Annotated in this window: 21 protein-coding genes and 1 riboswitch; of the genes, 15 read left to right on the top strand and 6 right to left on the bottom strand. The window is 60.6% G+C overall.

Features of this window, described 5'->3' with window-relative positions; genetic code table 11:
• The first annotated feature begins 11 nt into the window (after positions 1-11).
• The 7 genes from msbA to J3P75_RS25295 all read left to right on the top strand — a co-directional run bounded on the left by msbA (position 12) and on the right by J3P75_RS25295 (position 8264).
• Positions 12-1832: a lipid A export permease/ATP-binding protein MsbA gene (msbA, locus tag J3P75_RS25325; RefSeq protein ID WP_434708598.1), complete on the top strand. Its 1821-nt coding sequence runs from the start codon at positions 12-14 to the stop codon at positions 1830-1832.
• Positions 1826-2722, top strand: coding sequence for a GNAT family N-acetyltransferase (locus J3P75_RS25320; protein WP_434708597.1), 897 nt, complete (start codon positions 1826-1828; stop codon positions 2720-2722). Before msbA ends, J3P75_RS25320 begins: the two co-directional genes overlap by 7 nt.
• 4 nt (positions 2723-2726) lie before the next feature.
• On the top strand, positions 2727-4121 hold the full coding sequence (locus J3P75_RS25315) for a PIG-L deacetylase family protein (protein WP_434708596.1): 1395 nt from the start codon (positions 2727-2729) through the stop codon (positions 4119-4121).
• A 70-nt stretch (positions 4122-4191) separates the two neighbouring features.
• Entirely contained in the window at positions 4192-5613 is a 1422-nt protein-coding gene (hldE, locus tag J3P75_RS25310) for a bifunctional D-glycero-beta-D-manno-heptose-7-phosphate kinase/D-glycero-beta-D-manno-heptose 1-phosphate adenylyltransferase HldE (RefSeq protein WP_434708595.1), read from the top strand.
• 129 nt (positions 5614-5742) lie between these two features.
• A complete protein-coding gene (locus J3P75_RS25305; protein WP_434708594.1) occupies positions 5743-6717 on the top strand; it encodes a glycosyltransferase family protein in 975 nt (324 codons plus the stop codon).
• 1 nt (position 6718) lies between these two features.
• Positions 6719-7405: a hypothetical protein gene (locus tag J3P75_RS25300; protein WP_434708593.1), complete on the top strand. Its 687-nt coding sequence runs from the start codon at positions 6719-6721 to the stop codon at positions 7403-7405.
• Between the two features lie 58 nt (positions 7406-7463).
• Positions 7464-8264, top strand: coding sequence for a hypothetical protein (locus J3P75_RS25295; RefSeq protein ID WP_434708592.1), 801 nt, complete (start codon positions 7464-7466; stop codon positions 8262-8264).
• 1 nt (position 8265) lies between these two features.
• Here J3P75_RS25295 and J3P75_RS25290 read toward each other — a convergent pair whose 3' ends face one another.
• The 4 genes from J3P75_RS25290 to J3P75_RS25275 form a co-directional block, all read right to left on the bottom strand.
• Positions 8266-9234, bottom strand: coding sequence for a metal ABC transporter ATPase (locus J3P75_RS25290; RefSeq protein ID WP_090280655.1), 969 nt, complete (start codon positions 9232-9234; stop codon positions 8266-8268).
• A gap of 31 nt (positions 9235-9265) precedes the next feature.
• Complete coding sequence (locus J3P75_RS25285; protein ID WP_434708591.1) at positions 9266-10078, bottom strand: aldo/keto reductase; 813 nt, start codon at positions 10076-10078, stop codon at positions 9266-9268.
• Positions 10075-11250, bottom strand: coding sequence for an NAD(P)/FAD-dependent oxidoreductase (locus J3P75_RS25280; protein ID WP_434708590.1), 1176 nt, complete (start codon positions 11248-11250; stop codon positions 10075-10077). Before J3P75_RS25280 ends, J3P75_RS25285 begins: the two co-directional genes overlap by 4 nt.
• A 198-nt stretch (positions 11251-11448) precedes the next feature.
• Positions 11449-11781, bottom strand: coding sequence for a DMT family transporter (locus tag J3P75_RS25275; protein ID WP_434708589.1), 333 nt, complete (start codon positions 11779-11781; stop codon positions 11449-11451).
• Between the two features lie 108 nt (positions 11782-11889).
• On the opposite strand from J3P75_RS25275, the gene J3P75_RS25270 reads away from it, so the two are divergent.
• The 3 genes from J3P75_RS25270 (at position 11890) to J3P75_RS25260 (ending at position 16948) form a co-directional block, all read left to right on the top strand.
• Positions 11890-12786 carry a LysR family transcriptional regulator gene (locus J3P75_RS25270; protein WP_434708588.1) on the top strand — a complete coding sequence of 299 codons (897 nt, stop codon included), beginning with the start codon at positions 11890-11892 and terminating at the stop codon, positions 12784-12786.
• 11 nt (positions 12787-12797) lie between these two features.
• A complete protein-coding gene (gene waaA / locus J3P75_RS25265) occupies positions 12798-14072 on the top strand; it encodes a lipid IV(A) 3-deoxy-D-manno-octulosonic acid transferase (protein WP_434708587.1) in 1275 nt (424 codons plus the stop codon).
• Between the two features lie 128 nt (positions 14073-14200).
• A complete protein-coding gene (locus J3P75_RS25260; protein WP_434708586.1) occupies positions 14201-16948 on the top strand; it encodes an RHS repeat domain-containing protein in 2748 nt (915 codons plus the stop codon).
• Positions 16949-17028: 80 nt separating this feature from the next.
• On the opposite strand, the gene J3P75_RS25255 is transcribed toward J3P75_RS25260, so the two are convergent.
• Positions 17029-18462, bottom strand: coding sequence for a TolC family outer membrane protein (locus J3P75_RS25255; RefSeq protein ID WP_090280671.1), 1434 nt, complete (start codon positions 18460-18462; stop codon positions 17029-17031).
• Between the two features lie 206 nt (positions 18463-18668).
• A riboswitch (TPP riboswitch) is annotated at positions 18669-18774 on the top strand.
• Positions 18775-18921: 147 nt separating this feature from the next.
• On the opposite strand from J3P75_RS25255, the gene thiC reads away from it, so the two are divergent.
• Together thiC and cytX are read left to right on the top strand one after the other, a co-directional pair.
• Positions 18922-20811 carry a phosphomethylpyrimidine synthase ThiC gene (gene thiC / locus J3P75_RS25250; RefSeq protein WP_206414740.1) on the top strand — a complete coding sequence of 630 codons (1890 nt, stop codon included), beginning with the start codon at positions 18922-18924 and terminating at the stop codon, positions 20809-20811.
• Positions 20812-20994: 183 nt separating this feature from the next.
• Entirely contained in the window at positions 20995-22287 is a 1293-nt protein-coding gene (gene cytX / locus J3P75_RS25245; protein ID WP_434708585.1) for a putative hydroxymethylpyrimidine transporter CytX, read from the top strand.
• Here cytX and J3P75_RS25240 read toward each other — a convergent pair.
• Positions 22256-23002: an RsiV family protein gene (locus tag J3P75_RS25240; protein WP_434708584.1), complete on the bottom strand. Its 747-nt coding sequence runs from the start codon at positions 23000-23002 to the stop codon at positions 22256-22258. The genes cytX and J3P75_RS25240 overlap by 32 nt on opposite strands.
• A 229-nt stretch (positions 23003-23231) precedes the next feature.
• Here J3P75_RS25240 and J3P75_RS25235 point away from each other — a divergent pair, with 229 nt between their 5' ends.
• The 3 genes from J3P75_RS25235 (at position 23232) to cpdA (ending at position 25208) form a co-directional block, all read left to right on the top strand.
• Positions 23232-23849 carry an NUDIX domain-containing protein gene (locus J3P75_RS25235; protein ID WP_093105471.1) on the top strand — a complete coding sequence of 206 codons (618 nt, stop codon included), beginning with the start codon at positions 23232-23234 and terminating at the stop codon, positions 23847-23849.
• The gene (locus tag J3P75_RS25230; protein WP_434708583.1) at positions 23840-24292 is read left to right on the top strand and encodes a DUF1249 domain-containing protein; all 453 of its coding nucleotides are present in this window, start codon (positions 23840-23842) and stop codon (positions 24290-24292) included. Before J3P75_RS25235 ends, J3P75_RS25230 begins: the two co-directional genes overlap by 10 nt.
• Before the next feature lie 100 nt (positions 24293-24392).
• Positions 24393-25208: a 3',5'-cyclic-AMP phosphodiesterase gene (gene cpdA, locus J3P75_RS25225; RefSeq protein ID WP_434708582.1), complete on the top strand. Its 816-nt coding sequence runs from the start codon at positions 24393-24395 to the stop codon at positions 25206-25208.
• Positions 25209-25235 lie beyond the last annotated feature (27 nt).

Genomic DNA, 25235 nt, shown 5'->3' with positions numbered 1-25235 from the left:
TGCGGATCACCATGAGCAGTCCTGAACCGAAAGCCCAGTCAACGCTGGCGATCTACTTCCGCCTTTTGGCTTACGTGCGGCCCTATGCCGGTCTTTTTCTCCTCAGCATCGTCGGGTTTCTGATTTTCGCATCGACCCAGCCGATGCTCGCCTACATCCTCAAGTACTTCGTCGACGGCCTGGCCAATCCTGAAGCCAGCCTGTTCCCGGGCAACCCTTATCTGGGCGATTTGCAGTTGCTGCAAACCGTGCCGCTGATGATCGTGTTCATCGCCTTGTTGCAGGGCGTGGGTTCGTATCTCGGTAACTTCTTTCTCGCCCGGGTTTCTCTGGGGCTGGTCCACGACCTGCGGGTGGTGCTGTTCAACAAATTGCTGGAACTGCCGAACCGCTTCTTCGACAAGAACAACTCCGGTCATCTGATTTCGCGGATCACCTTTAACGTGACCATGGTCACCGGCGCGGCAACGGACGCGATCAAAGTGGTCATCCGCGAAGGCATGACCGTGATCTTTCTGTTCTGCACGTTGTTGTGGATGAACTGGAAGCTGACCCTGGTGATGGTGGCGATCCTGCCGGTCATCGGCATCATGGTGAACAGCACCAGCAAGAAATTCCGCAAGCAGAGCAAGAAGATCCAGGTGTCGATGGGCAACGTCACACATGTGGCCTCCGAGACCATCCATGGTTATCGTGTGGTGCGCAGCTTCGGCGGCGAAACCTATGAGAAGCAACGCTTTCGCGATGCCAGCCAGAGCAATACCGACAAGCAACTGACGATGACCAAGACCGGCGCGGTGTACACGCCGATGCTGCAATTGGTGACCTACAGCGCCATGGCCGTGGTCATGTTCCTCGTGCTTTACCTTCGCGGCGATGCCTCGCCGGGTGATCTGGTGGCCTACATCACCATGGCGGGTCTGTTGCCCAAGCCGATCCGGCAGTTGTCGGAAGTCAGCTCGACGATTCAGAAAGGCGTGGCCGGTGCCGAAAGCATTTTCGAGCAACTGGATGAGCCGGCCGAGGTGGATCAGGGCAGCGTCGAACGCGATCGCCTCGAAGGACGCCTGGAAGTGCGCAACCTGACCTTTCAGTACCCGGACACCGACAAACCGGTGCTCAACGACATCAGTTTCAGCGTCGAGCCGGGGCAGATGGTTGCGCTGGTCGGGCGTTCGGGCAGCGGCAAGTCGACTCTCGCCGGGTTGATTCCGCGCTTCTACCAGCACGAGCACGGGCAGATTCTGCTCGACGGCGTCGAAGTCCAGGACTTCACCCTGCGCAGCCTGCGCCGCCAGATCGCACTGGTGACCCAGGCCGTGACGCTGTTCAACGATACCGTCACCAACAACATCGCTTACGGCGACCTCGCCGGTGCGCCGCTGGAGGAAGTCAAGCGCGCGGCTCGCGAGGCCTACGCCGACGAGTTCATTGCCAAGATGCCTCAGGGTTACGAAACCATGGTTGGTGAAAACGGCGTGCTGTTGTCCGGCGGTCAGCGTCAGCGCATTGCTATCGCCCGCGCCTTGCTCAAGGATGCGCCGCTGCTGATCCTCGACGAGGCTACATCGGCCCTCGATACCGAGTCGGAGCGGCACATTCAGGCGGCGCTCGATCATGTTGTGCAAAACCGCACCACGCTGGTGATCGCGCACCGCTTGAGCACCATCGAAAAAGCCGACCTGATTCTGGTCATGGACGAAGGGCGGATCGTCGAGCGCGGCTCCCATGTGCAATTGCTTGAGCAGAACGGCTATTACGCACGCCTGCACGCCAAGGAATTCGAAGAAGGTGACGAACCTCAGCCGACCCACGCGACCGACGTATGCTGACGGTGTTTCGCAGCTTCCGTGAGCGTGGCTGGACCGAGATCGACCGCGACAGTTATGCCCAGGCCTGGCAGCGTTTCGGCGGCAGCTTTGCGACGCACCCCGACGTGGTCGAGCGCTTGTCGAGCTTCGTCAATATCGAGCTGCGCTATCTGGGCTGGCTGGTCGGCGGCGAAGTCGTCGCCGCCGTGCCGTGCTGGGGCCGGCATGTGGCGTTGTCCAAAGAAGTGCTCAAGCGCGAGGGCAAGCGCGGCTTGCTCGACATGGGCAACGCGGAAATCATCCTGCCGATTGCGGCTGAGGTAGTGGTGCCGGTGCGCCAGCGCATGGCGTACGTGTCGCAGCTCAATGCCACGCAGATCAGCACGCTGAAACCGCAGCCCGAAGGTTTGGCCCTGGCGCGATTGCCGGAAGAATATTCAAAGAAGTTCCGCTACAACCAGCGCCGCGAGCAGCGTCTGCTGGAAGAAGCGGGCGGGTCTCTGGTGCCGATGTCCGACTTTACCGCGCAAGAGCAGGCCGCCGCTTACGGCGATCTGTTTCAGCGACGCTGGGGTTTTGACGTGCCGGGCAAGGCCGGGCTGGTTGAAGTGTTCAGCTTGTTGCGCGAGTTCATGACCGGCTCGGTGGCGATGCTCGATTCATCGCCGGTGGCCATTCAGGTGTTGTATCGCGTCGAGGCCCCACAGTGGGTTTCGCTGGAATACATCAACGGTGGGGTCGATCCGCAAAGCCGCGAATTCAGCCCCGGCAGTGTGCTGAGTTTCGTCAACACCCAGCAGGCGTGGGCGGATGCCCAGGCGCTGGGCAAGCCGCTGCGTTACTCGTTCGGCCGTGCCGACCGGGAATACAAGGATCGCTGGTGCCACACGGTGCCGGTCTACAAGGTCTGAATCGATGAGCGCACGCAAGCAGCAACTCCTCAAGGCCCACCGGCGCAACAAGCGCCTGTTCCTGATCGGCTTTGTGCTGGCGCTGTTGCTGATCGGCGTTCTGCTCAAGTGGTGGCTGGTGCCGCTGTTGCTGGTGCTGGCCTGGATCGCACATGAGGCGTGGTTCGCCGATCACCTGTTCTATCGGCCGTCTGACGACTATCAATACAACTTCCCCCCACAGACAGCGCGGCAGACGGTGAGCGTCGACGCTGGCGTGGTGCGCCTGAGCGAGCCGTTGGCGCCGGGCGATACGCTGGTGCTGGAGCTGGAACTGAAGTCGACATGGCTGGGTCGCTGGCTCGACCCGTATGTTCAGCTCGGCGATGATCGTCAGGAATTCGAGCGCGGAGTGCGCGGGCGACGCTTCCTCAATCTGTCCGGGCAGGAAACAGCCTTGGCGCAGGGTTCGCTGACATTGCGCGGTCGCCATTGCGTGCCAGCGAACACGGGTGTGCTGTGGGTCATGGCCAACCCCGATTTCAGCCGGCAGCGGGTCATGGTCATCGCGCCCCATGCCGATGACGCCGAACTGGCAGCGTTCGGCCTTTACAGTCGTTGCGATGACGTCAGCATCGTCACGTTGACCCAAGGCGAAATCGAGGCTGAGGATTATCAGCGGCTGGGGCTCGATCAAGCCGCGGCGGCGCGTTTGAAGGGGCGTTTGCGCAGCTGGGACAGTCTGGTGATTCCACTTTGGGGTGGCGTGCCCGCCGAGCGCTGCGTGCAACTGGGTTATTACTGTCTGCAACTGCCGGCGATGGCCGCCGCGCCAACGACGTCTTTCGGCTCCCGCGAGTCGCAGGAAAGCGATGTGCGCAGTGTTCGTCGGCACAATCCGTTGCGCCTGCCCGCCGATGGCGACGGCCAGCCGACCTGGGAGAATCTGCTCGGCGATCTGACCGTGCTGCTTGAGCACTATCGCCCCGAAGTGCTGGTGACACCGCATCCCGAACTCGATCCGCACAGTGATCATGTCGCGTCGACGCAAGCGCTGCTTGAGGCGGTCAGCCGCAGTCAGTGGAAGCCGACCACGCTGCTGATGTACGCCAATCATCTGCACGACAACGATCGCTGGCCGATGGGCCCCGCCGGTTGCGGTATCGCGCTGCCGCCGGCCATCGAGCCATTGCCGGCCGATCGCCTGTGGAGCCCGCTGCTGTCTGCGCAGGTGCAACTGGACAAAGCCATGGCGCTGGCCATGGAGCACGATCTGCAGGGCGCCGAGGTGTTCAAGCGCAAACTGCGCCGCTGGCTCCAGAAGGGTCTGGCGGGCCGGCGCTGGCCCGCCACTGGCAGTAACGAGTTTTTCCGCAAGTCTGTACGACGTCACGAATTGTTCTGGGTGCGCGACCTTTGAGATTGAGGCGGACGGCGCTTTACCCTGTGGTAATATCGCGCCCCTGTTCATTTTGTATGTGGGTTGCTCCATGAAGTTGTCCATGCCGCGTTTCGATCAAGCCCCGGTCTTGGTAGTCGGCGATGTCATGCTCGACCGCTACTGGCATGGCGGAACCTCACGGATTTCCCCTGAGGCGCCAGTGCCGGTGGTCAAGGTCGAACAAATCGAAGACCGCCCGGGCGGTGCCGCCAACGTTGCCCTGAACATTGCCGCGCTGGGTGCGCCGGCGTCGCTGGTCGGTGTGACCGGCGATGACGAAGCCGCCGACAGCCTGAGCAACAGTCTCAAGGGGGCGGGCGTCCGCGCCTTGTTCCAGCGCATTGCGCACCAGCCGACCATCGTCAAATTGCGGGTCATGAGCCGGCACCAGCAATTGCTGCGTATCGATTTCGAAGAGCCGTTCGCCACCGATGCTTTGGCCCTCGGCTCGCAGGTCGATGACTTGCTCGAAGGCATCAAGGTGCTGGTCCTTTCCGACTACGGCAAAGGCGCACTGAAAAATCATCAGGCGCTGATCCAGGCCGCCCGCGCCAAGAACATCCCGGTGCTGGCCGATCCGAAAGGCAAGGATTTCTCGATCTATCGTGGCGCCAGCCTGATCACCCCCAATCTCAGCGAATTCGAAGCCATCGTCGGCGGTTGTGTCGATGAGCATGAGCTGGTGAGCAAGGGCGCCACGTTGATGCAGGATCTCGAACTCGGGGCGCTGCTGGTGACCCGCGGCGAGCACGGCATGACCCTGCTGCGCCCGGACCAACCGGCGCTGCACTTGCCGGCGCGAGCCCGCGAAGTCTTTGACGTCACCGGTGCCGGTGACACGGTGATTTCCACCCTGGCCGCAGCGATTGCCGCCGGTGAAGACCTGCCCCATGCGGTCGCACTGGCCAATCTGGCCGCCGGCATCGTGGTCGGCAAGCTCGGTACGGCCGCCATCAGTGCCCCGGAACTGCGTCGCGCCATCCAGCGTGAAGAAGGTTCCGAGCGTGGTGTGCTGGGCCTGGAGCAACTGCTGCTCGCGGTTGCCGATGCGCGCGCGCACAACGAGACCATCGTGTTCACCAACGGCTGCTTCGACATCCTGCACGCTGGGCATGTGACCTATCTGGAGCAGGCGCGGGCGCAGGGCGATCGCTTGATCGTCGCGGTCAACGACGATGCCTCGGTCAGCCGCCTGAAAGGGCCGGGCCGACCGATCAACAGCGTGGACCGGCGCATGGCGGTTCTTGCCGGGCTGGGTGCGGTGGACTGGGTGATCAGCTTCTCTGAAGGCACCCCGGAAAATCTGCTGCGCGAGTTCAAGCCGGACGTGTTGGTCAAGGGGGGCGATTACGGCATCGATCAGGTGGTCGGCGCCGATATCGTCAGCGCTTACGGCGGCACCGTGAAGGTGTTGGGACTGGTGGAAAACAGCTCGACGACGGCGATTGTCGAGAAGATCCGCAGTCGCTGATCAGATGAATCTTTACCGTTGTGTACTGCGTGTGAACGGATTTTGCCTTGGGGATCTCACCGTTTCCGTTGAAGTTGGCAGGTTTGAATCCGCTGCGCTTGCCTGCCAATGTCGCGTGGACATTAACTTATGAAAGTCATGCTCCTGGTGATGGACGAACAGCGGGTCATTCTCGACCGGCTCTACGACATCGTGCAGCAGAACTGTGATGAATGCGTCATCCATCGTTTGACCAAACAGCAGCAGATGAACCTGGGGCCGTTTCTGGCCTCGGTGGATTATCAGACCTTCGATCGTGTGGTGATTTTCTCCCGCGTCAAACGTCTGACTCCGCAGTTGCGGGTGCTCAAGTGCATACCGGGGCTGGTTTTCCTTGAACACGACGCCTATCAGAACTACATGCCGGCGAGTAAGTACCGCGGCGTGTATTCGCGGTTGTACCGGCGGTTGCCGAGTTGCCGGGCGCTGGTGTCCGGTGCAGTAGTTGCGCGCAAGATGCTCGCCGAGGGCATCGACACGGTGTTCGTCTCCAAGGGTTATGACGAGCAGATGCTGCACAACACCGGCGTCGAGCGCGACATTCCCATCGGTTTTCTCGGCAGCCTGAAAAGCACCGAGTACGCCGAGCGCAAGGCCATGCTCGAGTCGCTTTCGCGGCGGACCGGAATGCTGGTGACCCGGACCAAATCCGGTGAGGAATACCTGCAGACCCTCAACCGCATCCGCATCTTCGTCAGCGCCGACATCGGCATGAATGAGTTCATGATCAAGAACTTCGAGGCCATGGCCTGCGGCTGCGTGCTGCTGGCCTGGAGCCAGGGCGAGGAAGACCGCCTGCTCGGTTTCGAAGACATGCACAACACCGTGTTCTATCGCAGCGAAGAAGAAGCGGTGGAGAAGATCAAGCTGCTGCAGAGCGATCCCGAACTGGCCGAGCGCATTGCCCGCAATGGCCAGGCGTTTGCCGAGAGCCGCTATTCGTTTGCCCGTGTCGGGCAAGCCTTGGCGGCAGAAATTCAGCGCGAAATGCGCCCGTGGCAGCCACCGTCGGCATTCACGCAATGGTGGGTCAAAGTGCATTACGGGATGAAGGTGCCGGTCTGAAATGAAGGATCAACCCATGGCGCTGGATGCGCTGCCCGGTGGCGATCAAGCGGTGTTCGAGGCATTGCCGGCAGCGCTGCGCGACTGCCTGGGTCGTGCGGCGCGGGTGGTGCTGATTGCCAATAACCCGGCCATCACCGCAGCGGACTTTCAGGCGCTGAACCTTGGCGCCGATGACGTTGTGGTCAGCTTCAATACCTGTATCAAGGCAGCGTTGCTCAACGAGCAAAGCGTCAACGTCTTCGTGCACGGTTACAACGCGCCGGACGCCTACTTTTTTGGTTTGCCTTACGGGCCACTTGTACAGCAAATGTTCGAGCGCTCGGGCGAACGCTGTTTCAGCATGCTGGTGGGCTGCGCTGCGCCGATGTGTCCGTTGCCGCGCGTGGTCATGTACTGGGACCGCATTCCGCTGCCACCCCTATGGAATTACCCGGTTGACCGTCCGGGCGGCAAACGCTATGTCGGGCCATCCACCGGTTTCAATACGCTGGTGCTGTTCGATTGGCTGCGCGGTGAGGCCGGCTATAGCTATCAAGTGTTGACCCTGGGCTTTTCCAACGAAGCCGGGAAACTCTGGGGTGGGCACGCCTGGGACTACGAGCGCGACTGGCTACGCCAATCGAATATCGTCGCCATAGCGCTGCAACCGCAGCGCTGGTGGCAAAAGCTGTTTCGACGAAAGTAAGCGAAATCGTTTATCCGGATGCCGGCAGGCCCGAACGACTATCAAAAGGTGCTGTTGAGTGTTGAAAATCGCCGTGGCTTTTTTCGGGATCCCGAGAAATTCGCCGATCTGCTTCCCTTCCATCGAACAGAATGTTCTGGCGCAGTTGCCGGCGGGCAGCGAGGTGCAGTGCTTCTACCATCTGTACAAGGTCGATGAGGTGCAGAATGCGCGCTCCGGTGAAAAAGGCGCGCTGACGGCTGACAACTACCAGCCTTTCGAGGCGATGACCGGCACGCTGACGTCGACCGAAGGCGTGCTGGAGCGCTGGGATTTTGAACGGGTCAAGTCACTCGGTGACACCTGGGCCGATGACTATGCGTCGCTGCGCAATCTGATTTACCAGCTCAATTCGCTGCACACCGTGACCACGATGATCGAAGCCTTCGCCCCGGACTTCGTCGTTTACGTGCGCCCGGACAACTTCTTCCACACAGCGTTGCCCGGCTACGTGTTCAATCATGCCCAGGCTCGGCGGCACTACGCCTATATCCCGGACTGGCAATGGTGGGGCGGGCTCAATGATCGGTTTGCAGTGTGCGGACGCGATACCTACGTCGCGTATGGCAAGCGCATCGAGCGGATCTTCGACTTCTGCCAGGCGACCGGCAGAAAGCTGCACTCCGAGCGCTTGCTCAAATACGCGCTGCAACAGGCAGATGCAAAAATCTGCACATTGCCGACCCAGGCGTCACGCGTGCGTATTACCGGTGCCTTCGCCGAAGAGTCGTTCTCGCCCAAGCGTGGCATGGGCAAGCGTGAGAACCGTTACTTCCATTTCTTCGCCACGCTGCGGACCTGGTTCGATCGCCGGCGTTGACTTATGACTTGGCCGGTTTCTTTTTGCCCAGGCCAACCAGTCGCAGCGCCTTGATGCTCAATTGCTTGAGCCCCGAACGCGGGGCTTTGGCCGGTTGCAGACCTTGTTGCACCAGCCAGTCCTTCCAGCGAATCCGCTCCTCGCGCACCACCCAGCCTTGCTGAGTGGCGAAGCTCTCGGCCAGATAGAGCCCGCGGGTACTGGCCGGGACAAGTTTGTCGCGCTTGAGCGTGTACAGCTCGGCCACTGGCGCGCCGTCCTTGAGCGGCATCAGGTACAGGTCGGGGCGCTTGCGATCGAGGCGGGCCACCAGTTGGTCACCTTCCAGCCGCTCATCGACATGGAACAGGCTCAGGGACTTGGCTTCCTTGGGCACGTCCAGGCGCAAGTCGTAGATCAATTGCAGGGAAGCGGTCGGCAGGTGCACATAGGCCCGCGGCCGTTCGAGCAATTGCAGACTGGCGCAACGCACCGGTCGTGCCGAGCCGGACAGCGGCGTCAGGCGAAACGGCAGCGCTTCGCGATAATGCAGGGCCGCCGAGTAGGGCGCCGGTAGCCAGGTGTCATTGAAGCGTCCGCCGAGCCAGCCTTCCGGCGTTTCCAGCAGGCACTCTTCGGCAATTTCCTGAATCGCTGTGTGCAGCGGAATATTCAATTCGTGGGCCGGCACGTAACCGGAAATCAATTTCAGCACCACGTCGCCGCGATCCTGGCGGCGCTGGCGCACCAGCACCCAGTAATCGCGATTCTGCCAGTGGAGGGTCAGGCGCACCGAGACGCCGAGGTTGGCCAGTTCCAGCGAGAAGTGCTCGGCATCGGCCACGCTCACCGGCTTGCGTCGCTGCAGGGTCTGCGCGAAATTCAGCGGCATGCCGACGCTCTGGTAGCTCAGGCCTTCGGCAGTGGCTTCGACGAACAGCGGCAGGGTCTTGAAGTTGCTCGGGTTCTTGCGGATCAGCGTGCGCGGCATATCGGCTCCTGCTTAAGGCCGCGGGGCGGCGTCAGTGACCACGAAGGACCTGGGCAACGGTCGCAACGTTGTGGGCGAGGTGCAGCGGATTGATCGTGCCGACAATAGCACTGGCGACGCCAGCTTGCGCGAACAGCAACTCGAAGCTGGCACGCACCGGATCCACGCCCGGACTCAGACAGACGTGACCGCTGGCCAAGGCTTTTTTCACCAGAATGGCTTTGCCGTGGGCAGCAGCATAGTCAATGACCGCCCTCTCGTTTTGTTCGTTCAGATTGTAGGTGACCATCGCACAGTCGCCTTGCTCGAGGGCTTTGAGACCGCCCTCGACGGTTTTGCCGGAAAAGCCGAAGCCGCGAATCTTGCCCTCGGCCTTGAGCGCCGCGAGTGTCGCGTAAACCTCTTCGCGTTCAAGGATTGCCAGATCGTTGCCGTCGGAGTGCACCAGCACCAGGTCGATAAAATCGGTTTCCAGACGTTGCAGGCTGCGTTCCACCGACATTCGCGTGTGCGCTGCGCTGAAATCGTGGCGCGACAGGCCGTCGGCAAACTCCTCGCCGACCTTGCTGACGATCACCCAGTCCTGGCGCTGGCCGCGCAGCAGCGGGCCGAGGCGTTCTTCGCTGCGGCCATAGGCCGGGGCGGTGTCGATCAGGTTGATGCCCAGCTCGTGGGCCTGACGCAGCAGCATGCGCGCGGCGTCGTCGTCGGGAATCTGAAAACCGTTGGGGTATTTCACCCCTTGGTCGCGGCCGAGTTTGACCGTGCCCAGACCCAGCGGCGAAACCGTCAGGCCCAGGCTGCCCAATGGACGATGAAAATCATGCAGGGTGGCGATGGTCATGGCAGCAATTGCTCCCAGGCCGGCACACCCAATGGCGGTTTTGGCAGTGGCGGCAATGGCTCGGCGGCTTGCGGCGCAATACCGTCGCGCTCCAGCGCGGCGATGACCCGATCGGCAAAATCCGGCGCCAGCGCCAGTTTGGTCGGCCAGCCGACCAGCAAGCGGCCCTGCTCGGCGAGGAAGGCGTTGTCTGGCCGCGTCAGCCCGGTTTGCAGCGGCTCGGCGCGGTCGACACGCAGGGTCGCCCATTGCGTGGTGCTGAGGTCGATCCACGGCAGCAACTGAGCAATTTCCTTTTGCGCGGTGGCGATCTGCTCGGCCGGCTCGCGATGCACGCCTTCGCTCTCGGCGATATCGCCGCCCATGTACCAGACCCATTGGCCATCAGCGGCCGGGTGGGTGGTCACGGTAATGCGCGGTTTGGTCCCGCCGCCGAGGCAGTGGGCGTACAGCGGTTTCAGGCCCGGACCTTTGGCGATGATCATGTGCAGCGGCCGGCGTTGCATCGCCGGTTGGCTGAGGCCGAGCGCTTCGAGCAACTGCGCAGTGCCGGCGCCAGCACTGAGGACGATGCGCTGCGCACGGATGGCGCGGTCGTCAACCGTCAGGCCGACCAGCACGCCATCCTCGAGCAGCGGTTCGATGGACTGCCCGGCGAGCAGGCCATCGCCGGCCAGGTCGGCCAGCCGCTGAATCAGGCTCGGCACGTCGACCACCAGTTCGGCGAGACGGTAGACCTTGCCCTTGAAGCGCTTGTCTTGCAGGGCCGGCGGCAGCTCGTCGCCCTTGACCTGATCGACGCGGCCACGCACGGCTTTGCTGGCGAAGAAACTGGTGAGGTTGCCGGCCAGCGTGCCCGGCGACCACAGATAATGGGCTTCGGACAGCAGGCGCACGCCGGAAAGATCCAGCTCGCCGTTGCCGGCCAGCGCTTCGCGCCAGCGCCGCGGCATGTCGGCGATCGCTTCCGAAGCCCCGGTCAATGCGCCGTGCAAGGCGTATTTGGCGCCGCCATGAATGATCCCCTGCGACTTCACGCTTTGCCCGCCGCCGAGGCTGGCGCTTTCCACCAGCACGGTCGAAAAACCCTGACGGCGCAGGCGCGCGTTCAGCCAGAGGCCGGCGACACCAGCGCCGACAATCAGAACGTCGGTGGAAATAACGGATGGCATGCAGCGACCTCAGTGTTCAAGACGAGGGCGCAGTATACAGACTCGGGAAAGGGGCGGATTTGTCGATGATCAACAGAGGAAACGCATATCTGTAGGAGTGAGCCTGCTCGCGATAGCGGTCTACCAGACGACATGAATGTTGAATGGCAGACCGCTATCGCGAGCACGCTCACTCCTACAGGGGGATGTGTTTTGTTTTTAGTGGCCTGCGGTTTTCGAGAACAGCTGGATGACGACTACGCCCAGCACGATCAGCGCCATCCCCGCCATCGCCGGTAAATCGAGTTTCTGCCCGTACAGAAACAGCGCCGCGACGCTGACCATCACGATACCCATGCCGGCCCATACCGCGTAGGCGACGCCGACCGGAACGGTGCGCACCACCAGCGTCAGCATCCAGAACGCGATTGCATAGCCGACGATGACCAGGATCAGCGGCAGCGGCGTGCTGAAACCCTTGACGGCTTTCATCGACACGGTGGCGATCACTTCGGCGCAGATTGCGATGGCCAGATAGGCGTAAGCGTTCATGATTTCAATCCTCAAATAAATTGTTGCTCACTGAGGCGGCATTCTAGGGATTCGTCAGATGGGGTAAAGTCATTACCTATCTGTTCTGTAGATGGGTTGGTAAGCCACATGCAATGGGATCTTGACCAGTTGCGCGTATTTGTAGAGGTCGCCGAACAGCGATCGTTCTCCGCCGTGGCGCGTCAGCAGCGCAAGGCCCAATCAGCCATCAGCAGCACAATCGCCATGCTTGAAGCCGACTTGGGTGTGAGCCTGTTCGAACGCAGCAGCGGGCGTCAGCCGACGCTTACCGAGGCGGGGGAAGCCTTGCTTGAAGAGGCGCGCGAAGTGCTGCGCCAGTGCGAACGCCTGAACGGCCGCGCCATGGCGATGTTGCGCGGCCAGGAAGCGCAATTGCGCGTGGCGCAGGATGAAGCGATGCCGTATCAGGCGTTGGTGGAAAGTTTCGGTGAGCTGGCCGAGCAGTTTCCCAGTCTCGAAGTGCAACTGACCAGCGCCGCCCAAGGCGAAGTCGCACACAAACTGGTCGAGCGCCGCGCCGATCTTGGCCTGCTGTTCTATCACGATGAAATTCCCGAAGCGCTCGAACGGCGTGTGCTCGGCAGCGTGGAAATGGTCACGGTGTGCGGCATCCATCATCCGTTGGCAGCGCAGTCTTACGTGACTTGCCAGCAGTTGGCGCAGCACCGGCAATTATTAATGTCCACGCAAACCAGCGTCTACCCCGGTAACGAAGCGGCCAGTCCACAAGTGTGGCGCGCTGACAGTTTCTATGTGATGTCCGAATGGCTGGTGCGCAACCTTGGCTGGGCCTGGTTGCCACGCCATGTGGTGCAGTATTCGGCCTATCAAGGGCAGATGGTCGAACTCGCCAGCGAATGGACGCCGCCGGCCCTGGTGGTGGAACTGGTCTGGCGCCGTGACGAGCCGCTCGGCCCGGCCGCGCGCTGGCTGGCTGAACGTTTTGCCGTGCACTTGCGCGCGATCGGCGACAAAAGCCGATAAACTCCGCCGCCATGAATAGAACTCTGTACACCGCGCTGTTTTACCTGGGGCTGCCACTGGTGGCGATTCGGCTGTGGCTGCGCGCGCGCAAGGCGCCGGCCTACGCCAAACGGATCGGCGAACGTTTCTCCTGCAACATGCCGACACTGCAGCCCGGCGGCATCTGGGTCCACGCCGTATCAGTGGGCGAAAGCATTGCCGCGGCGCCGATGATTCGCGCCTTGCTGCAACGTTATCCACAGTTGCCGATCACCGTGACCTGCATGACGCCGACCGGTTCGGAGCGGATTCAGGCGCTGTTCGCCAACGAACCGCGCATCCAGCATTGCTATCTGCCGTATGACTTGCCCTGCGCGGCGGCGCGTTTTCTTGATCGCGTCCAGCCAAAACTCGCGGTGATCATGGAAACCGAGTTGTGGCCCAATCATATTCACCAATGCGCCAATCGCGGCATACCGGTGGCGTTGGCCAACGGACGCTTGTCCGAGCGCTCAGCGAAAGGCTACGCCCGCTTCAGCAAATTGACCGCGCCAATGCTCGCCGAGATGAGTCTGCTTGCCGTGCAGACCGACGCCGAGGCTCAGCGCTTCCGCGATCTGGGCGCGCGGCCGGAAACCGTCGAGGTCACCGGTTCGATCAAGTTCGACCTGACCATAGACCCGCAACTGCTGCAACGCGCCGCCGAACTGCGCGGTCAGTGGCAGGCGCAGGATCGTCCAGTGTGGATCGCCGCCAGCACCCACGAAGGCGAAGACGAAGTGGTGCTCGACGCCCATCGTCGCCTGTTGGCCAATCATCCGGATGCATTGTTGATTCTGGTACCGCGCCACCCCGAACGTTTCAATGCGGTGTTCGAACTGTGCCAGCGCGAAGGTTTCGCCACGGTACGGCGCTCGACCGGTGCCCATGTCGATGCGCAGACGAGCGTGCTGCTCGGCGACACCATGGGCGAGTTGCTGTTTCTCTACGCCCTGGCCGACAGCGCCCTCGTCGGCGGCAGTCTGGTCCCGAACGGCGGACACAATCTGCTCGAGCCGGCAGCACTGGCAAAACCGATAATCAGCGGTCCGCACTTGTTCAACTTCCTCGATATCGCCGCGCAACTGCGCGAAGCCGGGGCACTGGCCGAAGTGGACGATGCTGAAGGGTTGGCAGTCGAGGTGCAGCGTTTGTTCGAATTACCGCGCGATGCGCAGCGCATGGCCGAGGCCGGGCTGGCGGTGATGCGCCGTAATCAGGGCGCCTTGCAGCGACTGCTGGAGGGTTTGGGCAGGTTGGTGGGGTAGCCTTCGAGCGGACGGGCGCCGAGAAGCACAGCACGCCAGAGACGTAAATACACCTGTTACTTCTTACAGTAGCGGATCCGTAAACAAGCGTTCAGTCTATTCCCTGGGTACAAGGGAATTTATCAGACATGAACGTTCAGCCTTATGCCACTACACCGACGTTATCGGTTGTGGAGTCACGTGGCCTGGTCATCCGTGACGTTGATTATTATCTGCATCCGGATCAATCGGTTGTGGACCCTCGCATTACGCGTCATGTATTCGATGGCGTTGGGCGCGTGGTGCAGTCCTGGGATGCACGATTATGGGGTGCTGCGCCGACGCCGAACACTGAAACGGTTTATGGTTTGAGCGGTCAGGTTGTATTGACTGACAGTGTTGATGCGGGCTGGCAATTGAGCCTGTTGGGCCAGGCGGGCTTGCCGCATTTACTATGGGATGGACGGGGGAACCAGCGTCATCTCGGTTATGACGAGCAGCAGCGACCGTTAGTGGTTACGGAACATGCTGCTGATGAGCTGCCCAAAGTGGTGGAGCGGATGCTCTATGGAGACCTGACTGCCGAGCATAATCAATGCGGCCGGCTGGTTCGCCACGATGATCCGGCGGGCTCTCAGACCTTCGAAGAATATGGTTTGGCAGGGGGTGTGCTGATTGAAAACAGGCGTTTTCTGATCGAACTGGAAACGCCCGACTGGCCCGTGAACGAAGAGGCCAGAGACGCGTTGCTGGAGCCTCGGGCTTTCGTCACGCACCGCGCTATCGCGCCCACGAATGAGGTTTATCAGCAATTTGATGCCATGGGCAATATGCGAACCTTCGGTTATGACGCCGCAGGGCAGTTGCTTGATGTTCGGCTGTTGCAGGCGGGTGAAACCCGACAACCGCAACTATTGGTCAGCAATATCCGCTACAACGCACAGGGCCTGATTGAAAGCGAAACCGCTGGCAATGGTTTGACAAGTTACGCCACATACGCGCGAGAAGATGGCAGGCTTATCAGGCTGTTTACGGCAATCGCGAACCAGAGCCCCTTGCAAGATCTTAGTTACGTTTACGATCCGGTGGGCAATGTCATCGAGCAGGAAGACAAATCCCAAGCCGTAGCCCACTTCAATAATCAGCGGGTTGAGCCGGTCAACCGCTATCGCTACGACAGCTTCTATCAACTGGTCGAAACCCGGGGGTGGGAAGTCAGTCAGCCGAGCCACGGCCCTTGTTTGCCGGCTATGCTGCCCTTGCCGTTAGACCCCAACCAACGGCGTAATTACACCCGGTGCTTCGACTATGACCGTGCCGGTAACCTGCTCGCTCGCTACCAGAGTGGCTCGCCGGGTCTCTCGATGTTCACTTCGGCGCGCAGCAACCGCAGTCTCGCTCAACGGGATGATGGGACATTGCCAGAAGAATCCGACATTGCTGCTGGTTTCGATGCCTGCGGTAATCAGCGCGAATTGCAACGTGGTCAAGGCATGACCTGGGACTGTCGCAATCTGTTGCGCAAGGTGTCGTTGGTCAAGCGCAAAGGTGAGGCTGACGATGATGAGTGTTATGTCTACGCTCATCCCGGTCTTCGAATACGTAAAACAAGAACTGCCCGAAGTGGCAGCCGGACGCAGAGTACCGATGTCCGTTATCTTCCGGGGCTGGAGATCCATTACGGCAGCGGTGGGGTCGAACACCATGTCATCAGCATCAAAGCCGGCCGCAATCAGGTTCGAGCGCTGCATTGGCCGGCAGGCACGCCGAACGATCAACTACGCTATAGCCTTTGTGATCATCTCGGCTCCAACACACTAGAGCTGAACCACGAGGGCAGCGTACTGACGCAAGAACATTATTATCCTTTTGGCGGGACGGCATGTTGGGCGGGGCGAAGCGCAGTGGTGGCGCAGCATAAAACCGTGCGCTATGCAGGTAAGGAACGGGATGCGACGGGGCTTTATTATTACGGTTATCGGTATTACGCGTCGTGGTTTCAGCGCTGGATAACGGCAGATCCCGCGCGAAACATTGACGGGCTTAATCTATATCTATTTTGCGGAAATAATCCTGCAACTTATCAAGACGCATCGGGATTGGCTAAATATAAAGGCAAGGGCGACGCAGTCGAGAAGTTCAGGGGCGACATGGGAGGGGTAATTGCCGCACGAGGATTGAAGGAAATAAAGAAAAAGTTTCCGGAGAAAGGCCAGCGTTTGGAAAACAGCCTGCAGCTTATCCCCAAGGCGACAGCGGAGGCGATTCGCGTATTGAAAGAAGAGAATGTTGATTGGGTTTATCAGCATTTTACCTCACGAATATTTGGGACCCACTCCACCCCGGAGGCTCTGCGTCAGCAACTATTAAGCGTGCTGGTGCCGTTGAAGAAGACTGCTGATAAATACGCGGGTGGCAGATCAGAGCGTCTGGTTTTGGCTGAACGAGGTGGGAATTTGGGGAACACAGCGAATACCCACCCGGAAGACCCGCGTAAAAGGATATTTCTAAGCGACGAAGCTCTCGATATGTCGCCTGCCAGTTTTGTAACTACGATTGTGCACGAATCATCACATCGTTTGAAAAAACCGACTCACGATTTCGTGTATTACGCTTTGGATTTTACGTTGACCGCTGATGATTCTGATCATTCAACCTCTATAGTCGACCGGATCTCCAGTGGTCAAGAGAATAGATATTTGGCAGAAACGGCAATGAAAAAACTTACTGATGATGCGCGCGCAGAGTTTTTCGGAAATATGGATGTTCAGGCGGTTACCGAAAAAATGAATGGCGATCCTGGTTTCTTGCAAAAAATCCTGCTATCGAATGCCGACTCCTACGCGCTGTTAGTGAAATCGATATCGAATCCGCTGTTGAAGAATAGTAACTTCTAATGACAAACCTATAGCGCAGATAATCTCAAGCCCATCGCAGCTCCCATGGGAACCCCCTGGAGCTGCGGCGATTTCGATTTTCATGGCCGGGCCTTGAGCTGCGCCTCGGCCGCTGAGGCCAGATCCGGCGGCAAGAAATCCTTGTCCGGGTTGTAGTCGGCTTTCAGATAGCGCCGCAGGTCTTGCAGATCCCCCGGGTTCAACGTGCCCGCTGCCTGTTTCAGGCGCAGGTTGTCGAGGATGTAGTCGTAGCGGGTGTTGTTGTAGTTGCGCACCGAGGTGTACAGCTGACGCTGGGCGTCGAGCACGTCGACGATGTTGCGCGTGCCGACCTGATAACCGATTTCCGTGGCTTCCACCGCGCTCTGGTTGGAGATGATCGACTGCCGGCGCGCCTGCACCTGCTCGACGTCGGTGTTCACTGCGCGGTGCAGGTTACGGGTGTTTTCCACCACCTGACGGCGCAGCGATTCGCGCTGCTGCTCGCTCTGATCGAGTTGTGCGTAGGACTGGCGCACTTGCGAACTGGTCAGCCCGCCGCTGTAGATCGGAATGCTCAGTTGCAGGCCCAGGGTGCTTTGTTCGACGTTGCCACCATAAGGCGCACCGAAGGAGTTCGGGTTGGCAAAGCCCAGCGCGTCGTTATCACCTTTTTCATATTTGGCTACGGCATCGAGGGTCGGCAAGTGCCCGGCCTTGCGCTGCTTGAGCGTTTGTTCGGCCGAGCTGACGGCGTAGTTGCTGGCGAGCAGATTGAGGTTCTGCCGCGCCGCGGTGTCGACCCAGGATTTCGCATCGTTCGGCGCCGGCGGCAGAATCGGCAGCGTGTGAACGATGCCCTGAATCGAGTTGTACTGGCGGTTGGTCAGGGTGATCAACGCTTCGAAGGCATCATCGACCTGGCGTTGCGCGACGATGCGGTTGGCCCGCGCGGTGTCGTAACTGGCTTGCGATTGCAGCACGTCGGTCTTGTCCGACAGGCCGACATCGAAGCGCTCGTTGGACTGATCGAGCTGACGCTTGAACGCGGCTTCTTCAGCCTTGGTCGAGGCGAGGTTGTCCTGGCTGCGCAGCACATTGAAATAGCTTTCGGCGGTTTGCAGGATCAGGTTCTGCTCGGTCGCCGAGAGTTGCAGGGCGGCCTGTTCATTGACGTCCTTGGCGGCCTGATACTGGAACCAGCGATCGGCGCGGAACAGCGGTTGGGCGAGGGTCGCCTGATACGAATGAGCGCTGCGATTGGCAATCGCCGAAGGCTGGTCGATCGAGGTGCGCACGTCGGCGACTTCGGCGCCACCGGACAGATTCGGCAGCAAGCCGGCGCGGGCCTGCGGCACCACTTCTTTTTGCGCGCCGTACTGGGCGCGGGCGGCGGCCAGATCGGCATTGTTGTCGACCGCTTCCTGATAGACGCTGACCAGATCGGTTTTGGTCGACAAGGGCGCTTCGGCCGCCCAGGCCATTGCGTTGGACGCACAAGACACGGCCACAGCCAGTGAGAGTTTGCGCAGCATGAGGCGATCCCTAGCATTAATATTATGGAAATAATCCGGGCGCCCAAGGTAAGGCGCGGCCTGCACAGCGTCAAGGCGGGGCAGAGCAAGGCGAGTGTAGTTGTGCAAACGCCTCACAACAATCGGCCGAGCCCCTGTATTTATGCCATTGATCATGGCGTTTGCCGCGGTGTTGGCGTTCTTTGCCAGTTGTGTCTAGACTGGCCGGGTTCTTGTCGGGGTGCCTTGCTATGAGGCTGAGATCGAATAATTTCGGATCCCGTTGAACCTGATCAGGTTAGCGCCTGCGTAGGGAACAAGATTTCTCGTCACCCGGCGAGTCCTCTTGTGCTTCGTCCGGGAAATTGTTCGACAATCGAACGCCCCCATGACGAATGCACAGCACCGGTTCTGGTGCGTCCGTGCCTCTCAGGTTCTGCTCCGACAATCCACTGCTGGATGCTGTCTGGAGAGCCCGTGATGACGACAAAAGAAAAAAACGCGATCAACCTCAGTGACTCGGCCAAGGTCGATGAGCAATCGGTCAAGCCGTTCACCCGTTCGCAAAAAGTCTACGTTCAGGGCTCGCGCCCGGACATCCGCGTGCCGATGCGCGAAATCAGCCTGGACGTGACCCCGACCGACTTCGGCGGCGAAATCAACGCGCCGGTCACCGTCTACGACACCTCCGGCCCGTACACCGATCCGAACGTGGTCATCGATGTGCGCAAAGGTCTGGCCGATGTGCGTTCGGCGTGGATCGACGACCGTGGCGACACCGAGCGTCTGCCGGGCCTGAGTTCGAACTTCGGCCGCGAGCGCCTCGCCGATCCAGAACTGACCAAACTGCGCTTCGCTCACGTCAACAATCCGCGCCGCGCGAAGGCCGGTGGCAATGTCACGCAGATGCACTACGCGCGTCAGGGCATCATCACGCCCGAGATGGAATTCGTCGCCATCCGCGAAAACATGAAGCTGGAAGTAGCCCGCGCCGCCGGATTGCTGGATCAGCAACACCCGGGCCACAGCTTCGGCGCCAGCGTACCGAAAATCATCACCCCTGAATTCGTGCGTGACGAGATCGCCCGGGGCCGCGCAATCATCCCGGCCAACATCAACCACACCGAACTGGAACCGATGATCATCGGCCGTAACTTCCTGGTGAAGATCAACGGCAACATCGGCAACAGCGCTCTGGGTTCGTCCATCGAAGAAGAAGTGGCGAAACTGACGTGGGGCATTCGCTGGGGCGCGGACAACATCATGGACTTGTCCACCGGCAAGCACATTCACGAAACCCGCGAATGGATCATCCGTAACTCGCCAGTGCCGATCGGCACGGTGCCTATCTATCAGGCCCTGGAAAAAGTCGGCGGCGCGGCCGAAGACCTGACCTGGGAGCTGTTCCGCGACACGCTGATCGAGCAGGCCGAGCAGGGCGTCGACTACTTCACCATCCACGCCGGTGTGTTGCTGCGCTATGTGCCGCTGACCGCCAAACGCGTGACCGGCATCGTTTCCCGTGGCGGTTCGATCATGGCCAAGTGGTGCCTGGCGCACCACAAGGAGAACTTCGCCTACACGCATTTCGAAGAAATCTGCGAAATCATGAAAGCCTACGATGTCAGCTTTTCGCTGGGCGATGGCTTGCGTCCGGGCTCGATCGCCGACGCCAACGACGCCGCGCAATTCGGCGAACTGGAAACCCTCGGCGAGCTGACCAAGATCGCCTGGAAGCACGATGTGCAAACGATGATCGAAGGCCCGGGTCACGTGCCGATGCAGTTGATCAAAGAGAACATGGACAAGCAGCTCGAGTGCTGCGATGAGGCGCCGTTCTACACCCTCGGCCCGCTGACAACCGACATCGCTCCGGGTTACGACCACATTACTTCCGGTATCGGTGCGGCAATGATCGGCTGGTTCGGCTGCGCGATGCTCTGCTACGTGACGCCGAAGGAACACCTGGGCCTGCCGAACAAGGATGACGTGAAGACCGGGATCATCACTTACAAGATCGCCGCGCACGCTGCTGATCTCGCGAAAGGGCATCCGGGTGCGCAGATTCGCGACAACGCCTTGAGCAAGGCGCGTTTCGAATTCCGTTGGGAAGACCAGTTCAACCTCGGCCTGGACCCGGACACCGCGCGTTCCTACCACGACGAAACCCTGCCGAAGGACTCGGCCAAGGTCGCGCATTTCTGCTCGATGTGCGGGCCGAAATTCTGCTCGATGAAGATCACCCAGGAAGTCCGCGAATACGCCGCCAACCAGCGCATCGACGCAGTCGACGTTGACGTCGCCAAGGGCCTGGCGGAACAGGCCGAGCGGTTCAAGCAGGAAGGCAGTCAGCTTTATAAAAAAGTCTGATCCCGTTTTCACTGATCGTTCCCACGCTCCGCGTGGGAATGCAGCCCGTGACGCTCCGTGTCACTGAACGCGGAGCGTCCCTAGAGGCATTCCCACGCAGAGCGTGGGAACGATCAGTCCTGGAGCCAGCCTGCTGGCGATAGCGATCAACACAACAACAATTGTTCCTCTGAGATAACACCCTTGAGCATTCAACCCGGTACCTATTCTCCCGACCTCGCCGTACCCGCTGACAAGCGTGTCTTCGGTGGTCGCGATCTGTTTTCCCTGTGGTTTTCCCTCGGCATTGGCCTGATGGTCTTGCAGACCGGTGCCTTGCTCGCACCCGGCCTGGGCCTGTCCGGCTCGCTGCTGGCGATTTTCCTCGGCACGCTGGTCGGTGTGCTGTTGCTGGCCGCCGTCGGCGTGATCGGCAGCGACACTGGCTTGTCGTCAATGGCGGCGCTGAAGCTCAGCCTCGGCAGCAAAGGTGCGAGCCTGCCGGCGCTGCTCAATCTGCTGCAACTGATCGGTTGGGGCTCGTTCGAAATCATTGTCATGCGCGACGCCGCCAGCCTGCTCAGCACCCGCGCATTCAGCGAAGGTTCGCTGTGGGCGAATCCGATCCTGTGGACGCTGTTTTTCGGTGCGCTGGCGACCTTGCTGGCAGTCAGTGGGCCGCTGACGTTTGTGCGGCAGATCCTGCGCAAGTGGGGCATCTGGCTGTTGCTCGCGGCCTGCCTGTGGCTGACCTGGAACCTGTTCGCCAAAGCCGATCTGGCTGCATTGTGGGCGCGCGCCGGTGATGGTTCGATGCCGTTTGCCGTGGGCTTCGACATTGCCATCGCCATGCCGCTGTCGTGGCTGCCGCTGATTGCCGATTACTCGCGTTTCGGCAAGCGCGCGAAGAATGTTTTCGGCGGGACCGCTGTGGGTTTTTTCATCGGCAACTTCTGGCTGATGAGCCTCGGCGTCGCCTACACCCTGGCTTTCGCGCCGAGCGGTGAGGTCAACGCGCTGCTGCTGGCACTGGCGGGTGCCGGGCTGGGCATTCCGCTGCTGCTGATTCTGCTGGACGAGTCGGAAAACGCCTTCGCCGACATTCATTCGGCCGCGGTATCGAGCGGGATTCTGTTGCGCCTGAAAGTCGAGCATCTGGCCTTGGCCATCGGCGTGATCTGCACGCTGATCGCACTGCTGGCGCCGTTGGCGCAGTACCAGAATTTCCTTTTGCTGATCGGCTCGGTGTTTGCGCCGCTGTTCGGCGTGGTGCTGGTCGATCACTTCATCCTGCGCAAGCGCAGTGCCCAGGTGGCCTCAGCCGCGTTGCGCTGGCCGGCGTTGCTGGCGTGGCTGGGTGGCGTGAGTACTTACCACTTGCTGGCCAATCTGTATCCGGATGTCGGTGCAACCCTGCCGGCGCTGGTGCTGGCAGGGCTGTTGCAGCTGATATTGGGTCGGGCTTTCAGTTACGGCCGGGAAACAGCTCAGGCTTGAGAATGCCGTTCAGACGCGGATAAGGAATCTTCAGTTCGACGTGGCCCAGCGCGTAAGGCGCAATGGTGGTCACGTCGTACTTGAGGATCACGCCGCCGTAGGTCAGCGCCACGTTCGGGGTTTTCACGAACGGCCAGTTCGCCACGAATTCCGGCTCCTGGTCGAGCTTGGTGCTGATCAGCCAGCTGTTGTGCGCAACCTGCGCGGCTTTCCAGAAGGCTTCTTCCTGGCCCGGCAGCAACATGTCGGACAGGTTCAGCACCTTGTGCTGCTGACGCGAATAATTGATGAAACCGCGACCCGGTGTGCCATGAGCACCGCCGGTATCGAGGTAGCTCGACAGCTCGATGATCACCAAGCCGTCATGCTGCTCGCGTACTTTCGCTTGCAGGTAGCTGCTGTAGCGCGGGCCGGCGCTGGCCAGAAGCTGTTCGCGATAAGCCGCCAGTGTCGGCGCGACCGGGGCGTTCTTCTCGGTGCGGGTCATCTGCAGCAGGCGTTTTTCAATGATGCCGTCCAGTGCCGGTTCGTCCGGAAACTGCAACGTATCGATGTTCACCAGCGGGCATTCAGGGTTGGCGCAGCCGGGCTTGAGCTGTTCCGAGGCATCGCGTTTGGTTTCCAGCGGCGTGCGGTAGTTGGGCTGGAACAGGCTGGCACAGGCGCCCAGAGTCAGGGCGATAGCGGCCACAGAGGCAATTTTGAAAAGCGACATGGGCGTCCTTTCGAAAGCAGGGGAAGGCAAAAAAGTTACCGCTTCGACTCTCAACGAAGCAGTCAGTTCGCCACTAAGCTAATTAGAGTGGGTTTCGCCGTCACCGTCCATCCCGCTGACGGTAAAGGGGCTGCATCAAACGGTGCGGGCGCGTTAGGATGGCGCGAAGTCGAGGTTGCCCGGTCACCCAGCGCAACCTCCTCATGGACTTGTAGTAGAGAGGATGCTCATGACCGATTTTGCCAACGCCATTCCGACCGCCGTGGATATTGTGCGGCGCGAAAAATGCTATGAGGGCTTCTACAAGCTCGATCGCGTGCACCTGCGCCATGAGCTGTTTGCCGGTGGCATGAGCCGCGAAATCAACCGGGAAATTTTTGTTCGCCACGACGCTGTGTGCGTGCTGCCCTACGATCCGCAGCGCGACGAAGTGGTGCTGATCGAGCAGTTTCGCGTCGGCGCCATGGGCAAGGCCGACAATCCGTGGCTGGTCGAACTGGTTGCCGGTCTGATCGACAAGGATGAGCAGCCGGAAGAAGTTGCTCACCGCGAAGCGCAGGAGGAAGCTGGACTGGACATCAAGGCGCTGTGGCCGATGACCAAGTATTTCCCCTCGCCGGGTGGCAGCAACGAATTCGTGCATTTGTATCTGGGGCGTTGCAGTACCGAGGGTGTGGGCGGTCTGCATGGTCTGGAAGAAGAGGCAGAAGATATCCGCGTCACGGTCTGGGCTTTTGAAGATGCCTTGCAGGCCGTCCGTGACGGACGCATTGCCAATGCGGCGAGCATCATCGCCTTGCAGTGGCTGGCGCTGAACCGCGCCGAAGTGAGGGGGTTATGGTTGTAAACAAGCTGCGCGATCGTTATCGAGTCGACCTCGTGGCGCTGCAAGCCGCCTGCGAGGCCAACTACGCGCGCCTGATGCGCTTGCTGCCGGACATGCGCAGCGAGCCCGAGGCGCGGCGCATCGCCGTGACCCAGGGCGAGCAGATGCTCGGCGTGCTTGCCCTCGAAGTGCTGCAGACCTGCCCGTACACCACGACGTTGCAGGTGCGCCAGGAACACAGCCTGCCCTGGCTGCCGGTGCCGCAACTGGAAGTGCAGGTCTATCACGACGCACGCATGGCCGAAGTGGTCAGCGCCGAACATGCACGCCGCTTTCGCGGCATCTATCCTTACCCGAATGCTTCGATGTACCAGCCGGATGAAAAGGCTCAGCTCAATCTGTTCCTGGGGGAATGGCTGAGCCATTGCCTGGCGTTGGGGCATGAGTACGAAGTCGTACGCTAGTTGTGAACTGTGTCCGGTTCGCCGGTTTCCTCTTTGCCTGAACCCCCAGCATAATTGCGGCACCTGACCGATTCCGTGCTTTTGCCTTGGGAGAACGCCTTTGCCGAGCGTATCCACGTTGACCACCGCCGATCCGGCGCTGCTGGTGCAGTTGTCCGACAGCCATCTGTTCGCTGAGGCGGACGGTGCGCTGCTGGGCATGAAAACCCGCGAGAGCCTGCAAAAGGTCATTGAGCGGGTGCTGGAGCAGCAGCCGCAGATCGATCTGCTGCTGGCCACCGGCGATATCTCCCAGGACGGCACGCTGGAGTCGTATCAACGGTTTCGCCAGATGAGCGCGCAAATCGACGCGCCGGCGCGGTGGATTCCCGGCAACCACGATGAACCGATGATCATGGCGCAGGCAGCGGTGCAAAGTACGCTGCTGGAGCCGGTGGTCGATATCGGCAACTGGCGAGTGACGCTGCTCGACTCGGCGGTGCCGGGATCGGTACCCGGGTATCTGCAGGACGATCAGTTGCAGTTGCTGGCCCGCTCGCTGAGCGAAGCGCCGGAGCGCCATCATCTGGTGTGTTTCCACCATCATCCGGTGTCGATTGGCTGTGCGTGGATGGAGCCGATCGGTTTGCGCAACCCCGAAGCGTTTTTCGAGGTGCTGGATCGCTTTCCGCAGGTGCGCGCAGTGTTGTGGGGGCATGTGCATCAGGAAATCGACCGCGAGCGCAATGGCGTGCGCTTGCTGGCCTCGCCATCGACCTGCATTCAGTTCGAGCCGGGAAGTGTGGATTTCAAGGTGGGCGAGCAGGCGCCGGGGTATCGATGGCTGCGGCTGTGGCCGGATGGGCGGTTGGAGACCGGCGTGGAGCGCCTGACCGGTTTTGCTTTTACCGTTGATTACGGTTCCAACGGCTACTGAGCTGATAATCAAAAGCCCCTCACCCCA

The sequence above is a fragment of the Pseudomonas sp. R1-1 genome (assembly GCF_051132135.1).
GTDB lineage: Bacteria > Pseudomonadota > Gammaproteobacteria > Pseudomonadales > Pseudomonadaceae > Aquipseudomonas.
This window is presented reverse-complemented; position numbering and strand designations above follow the sequence as displayed.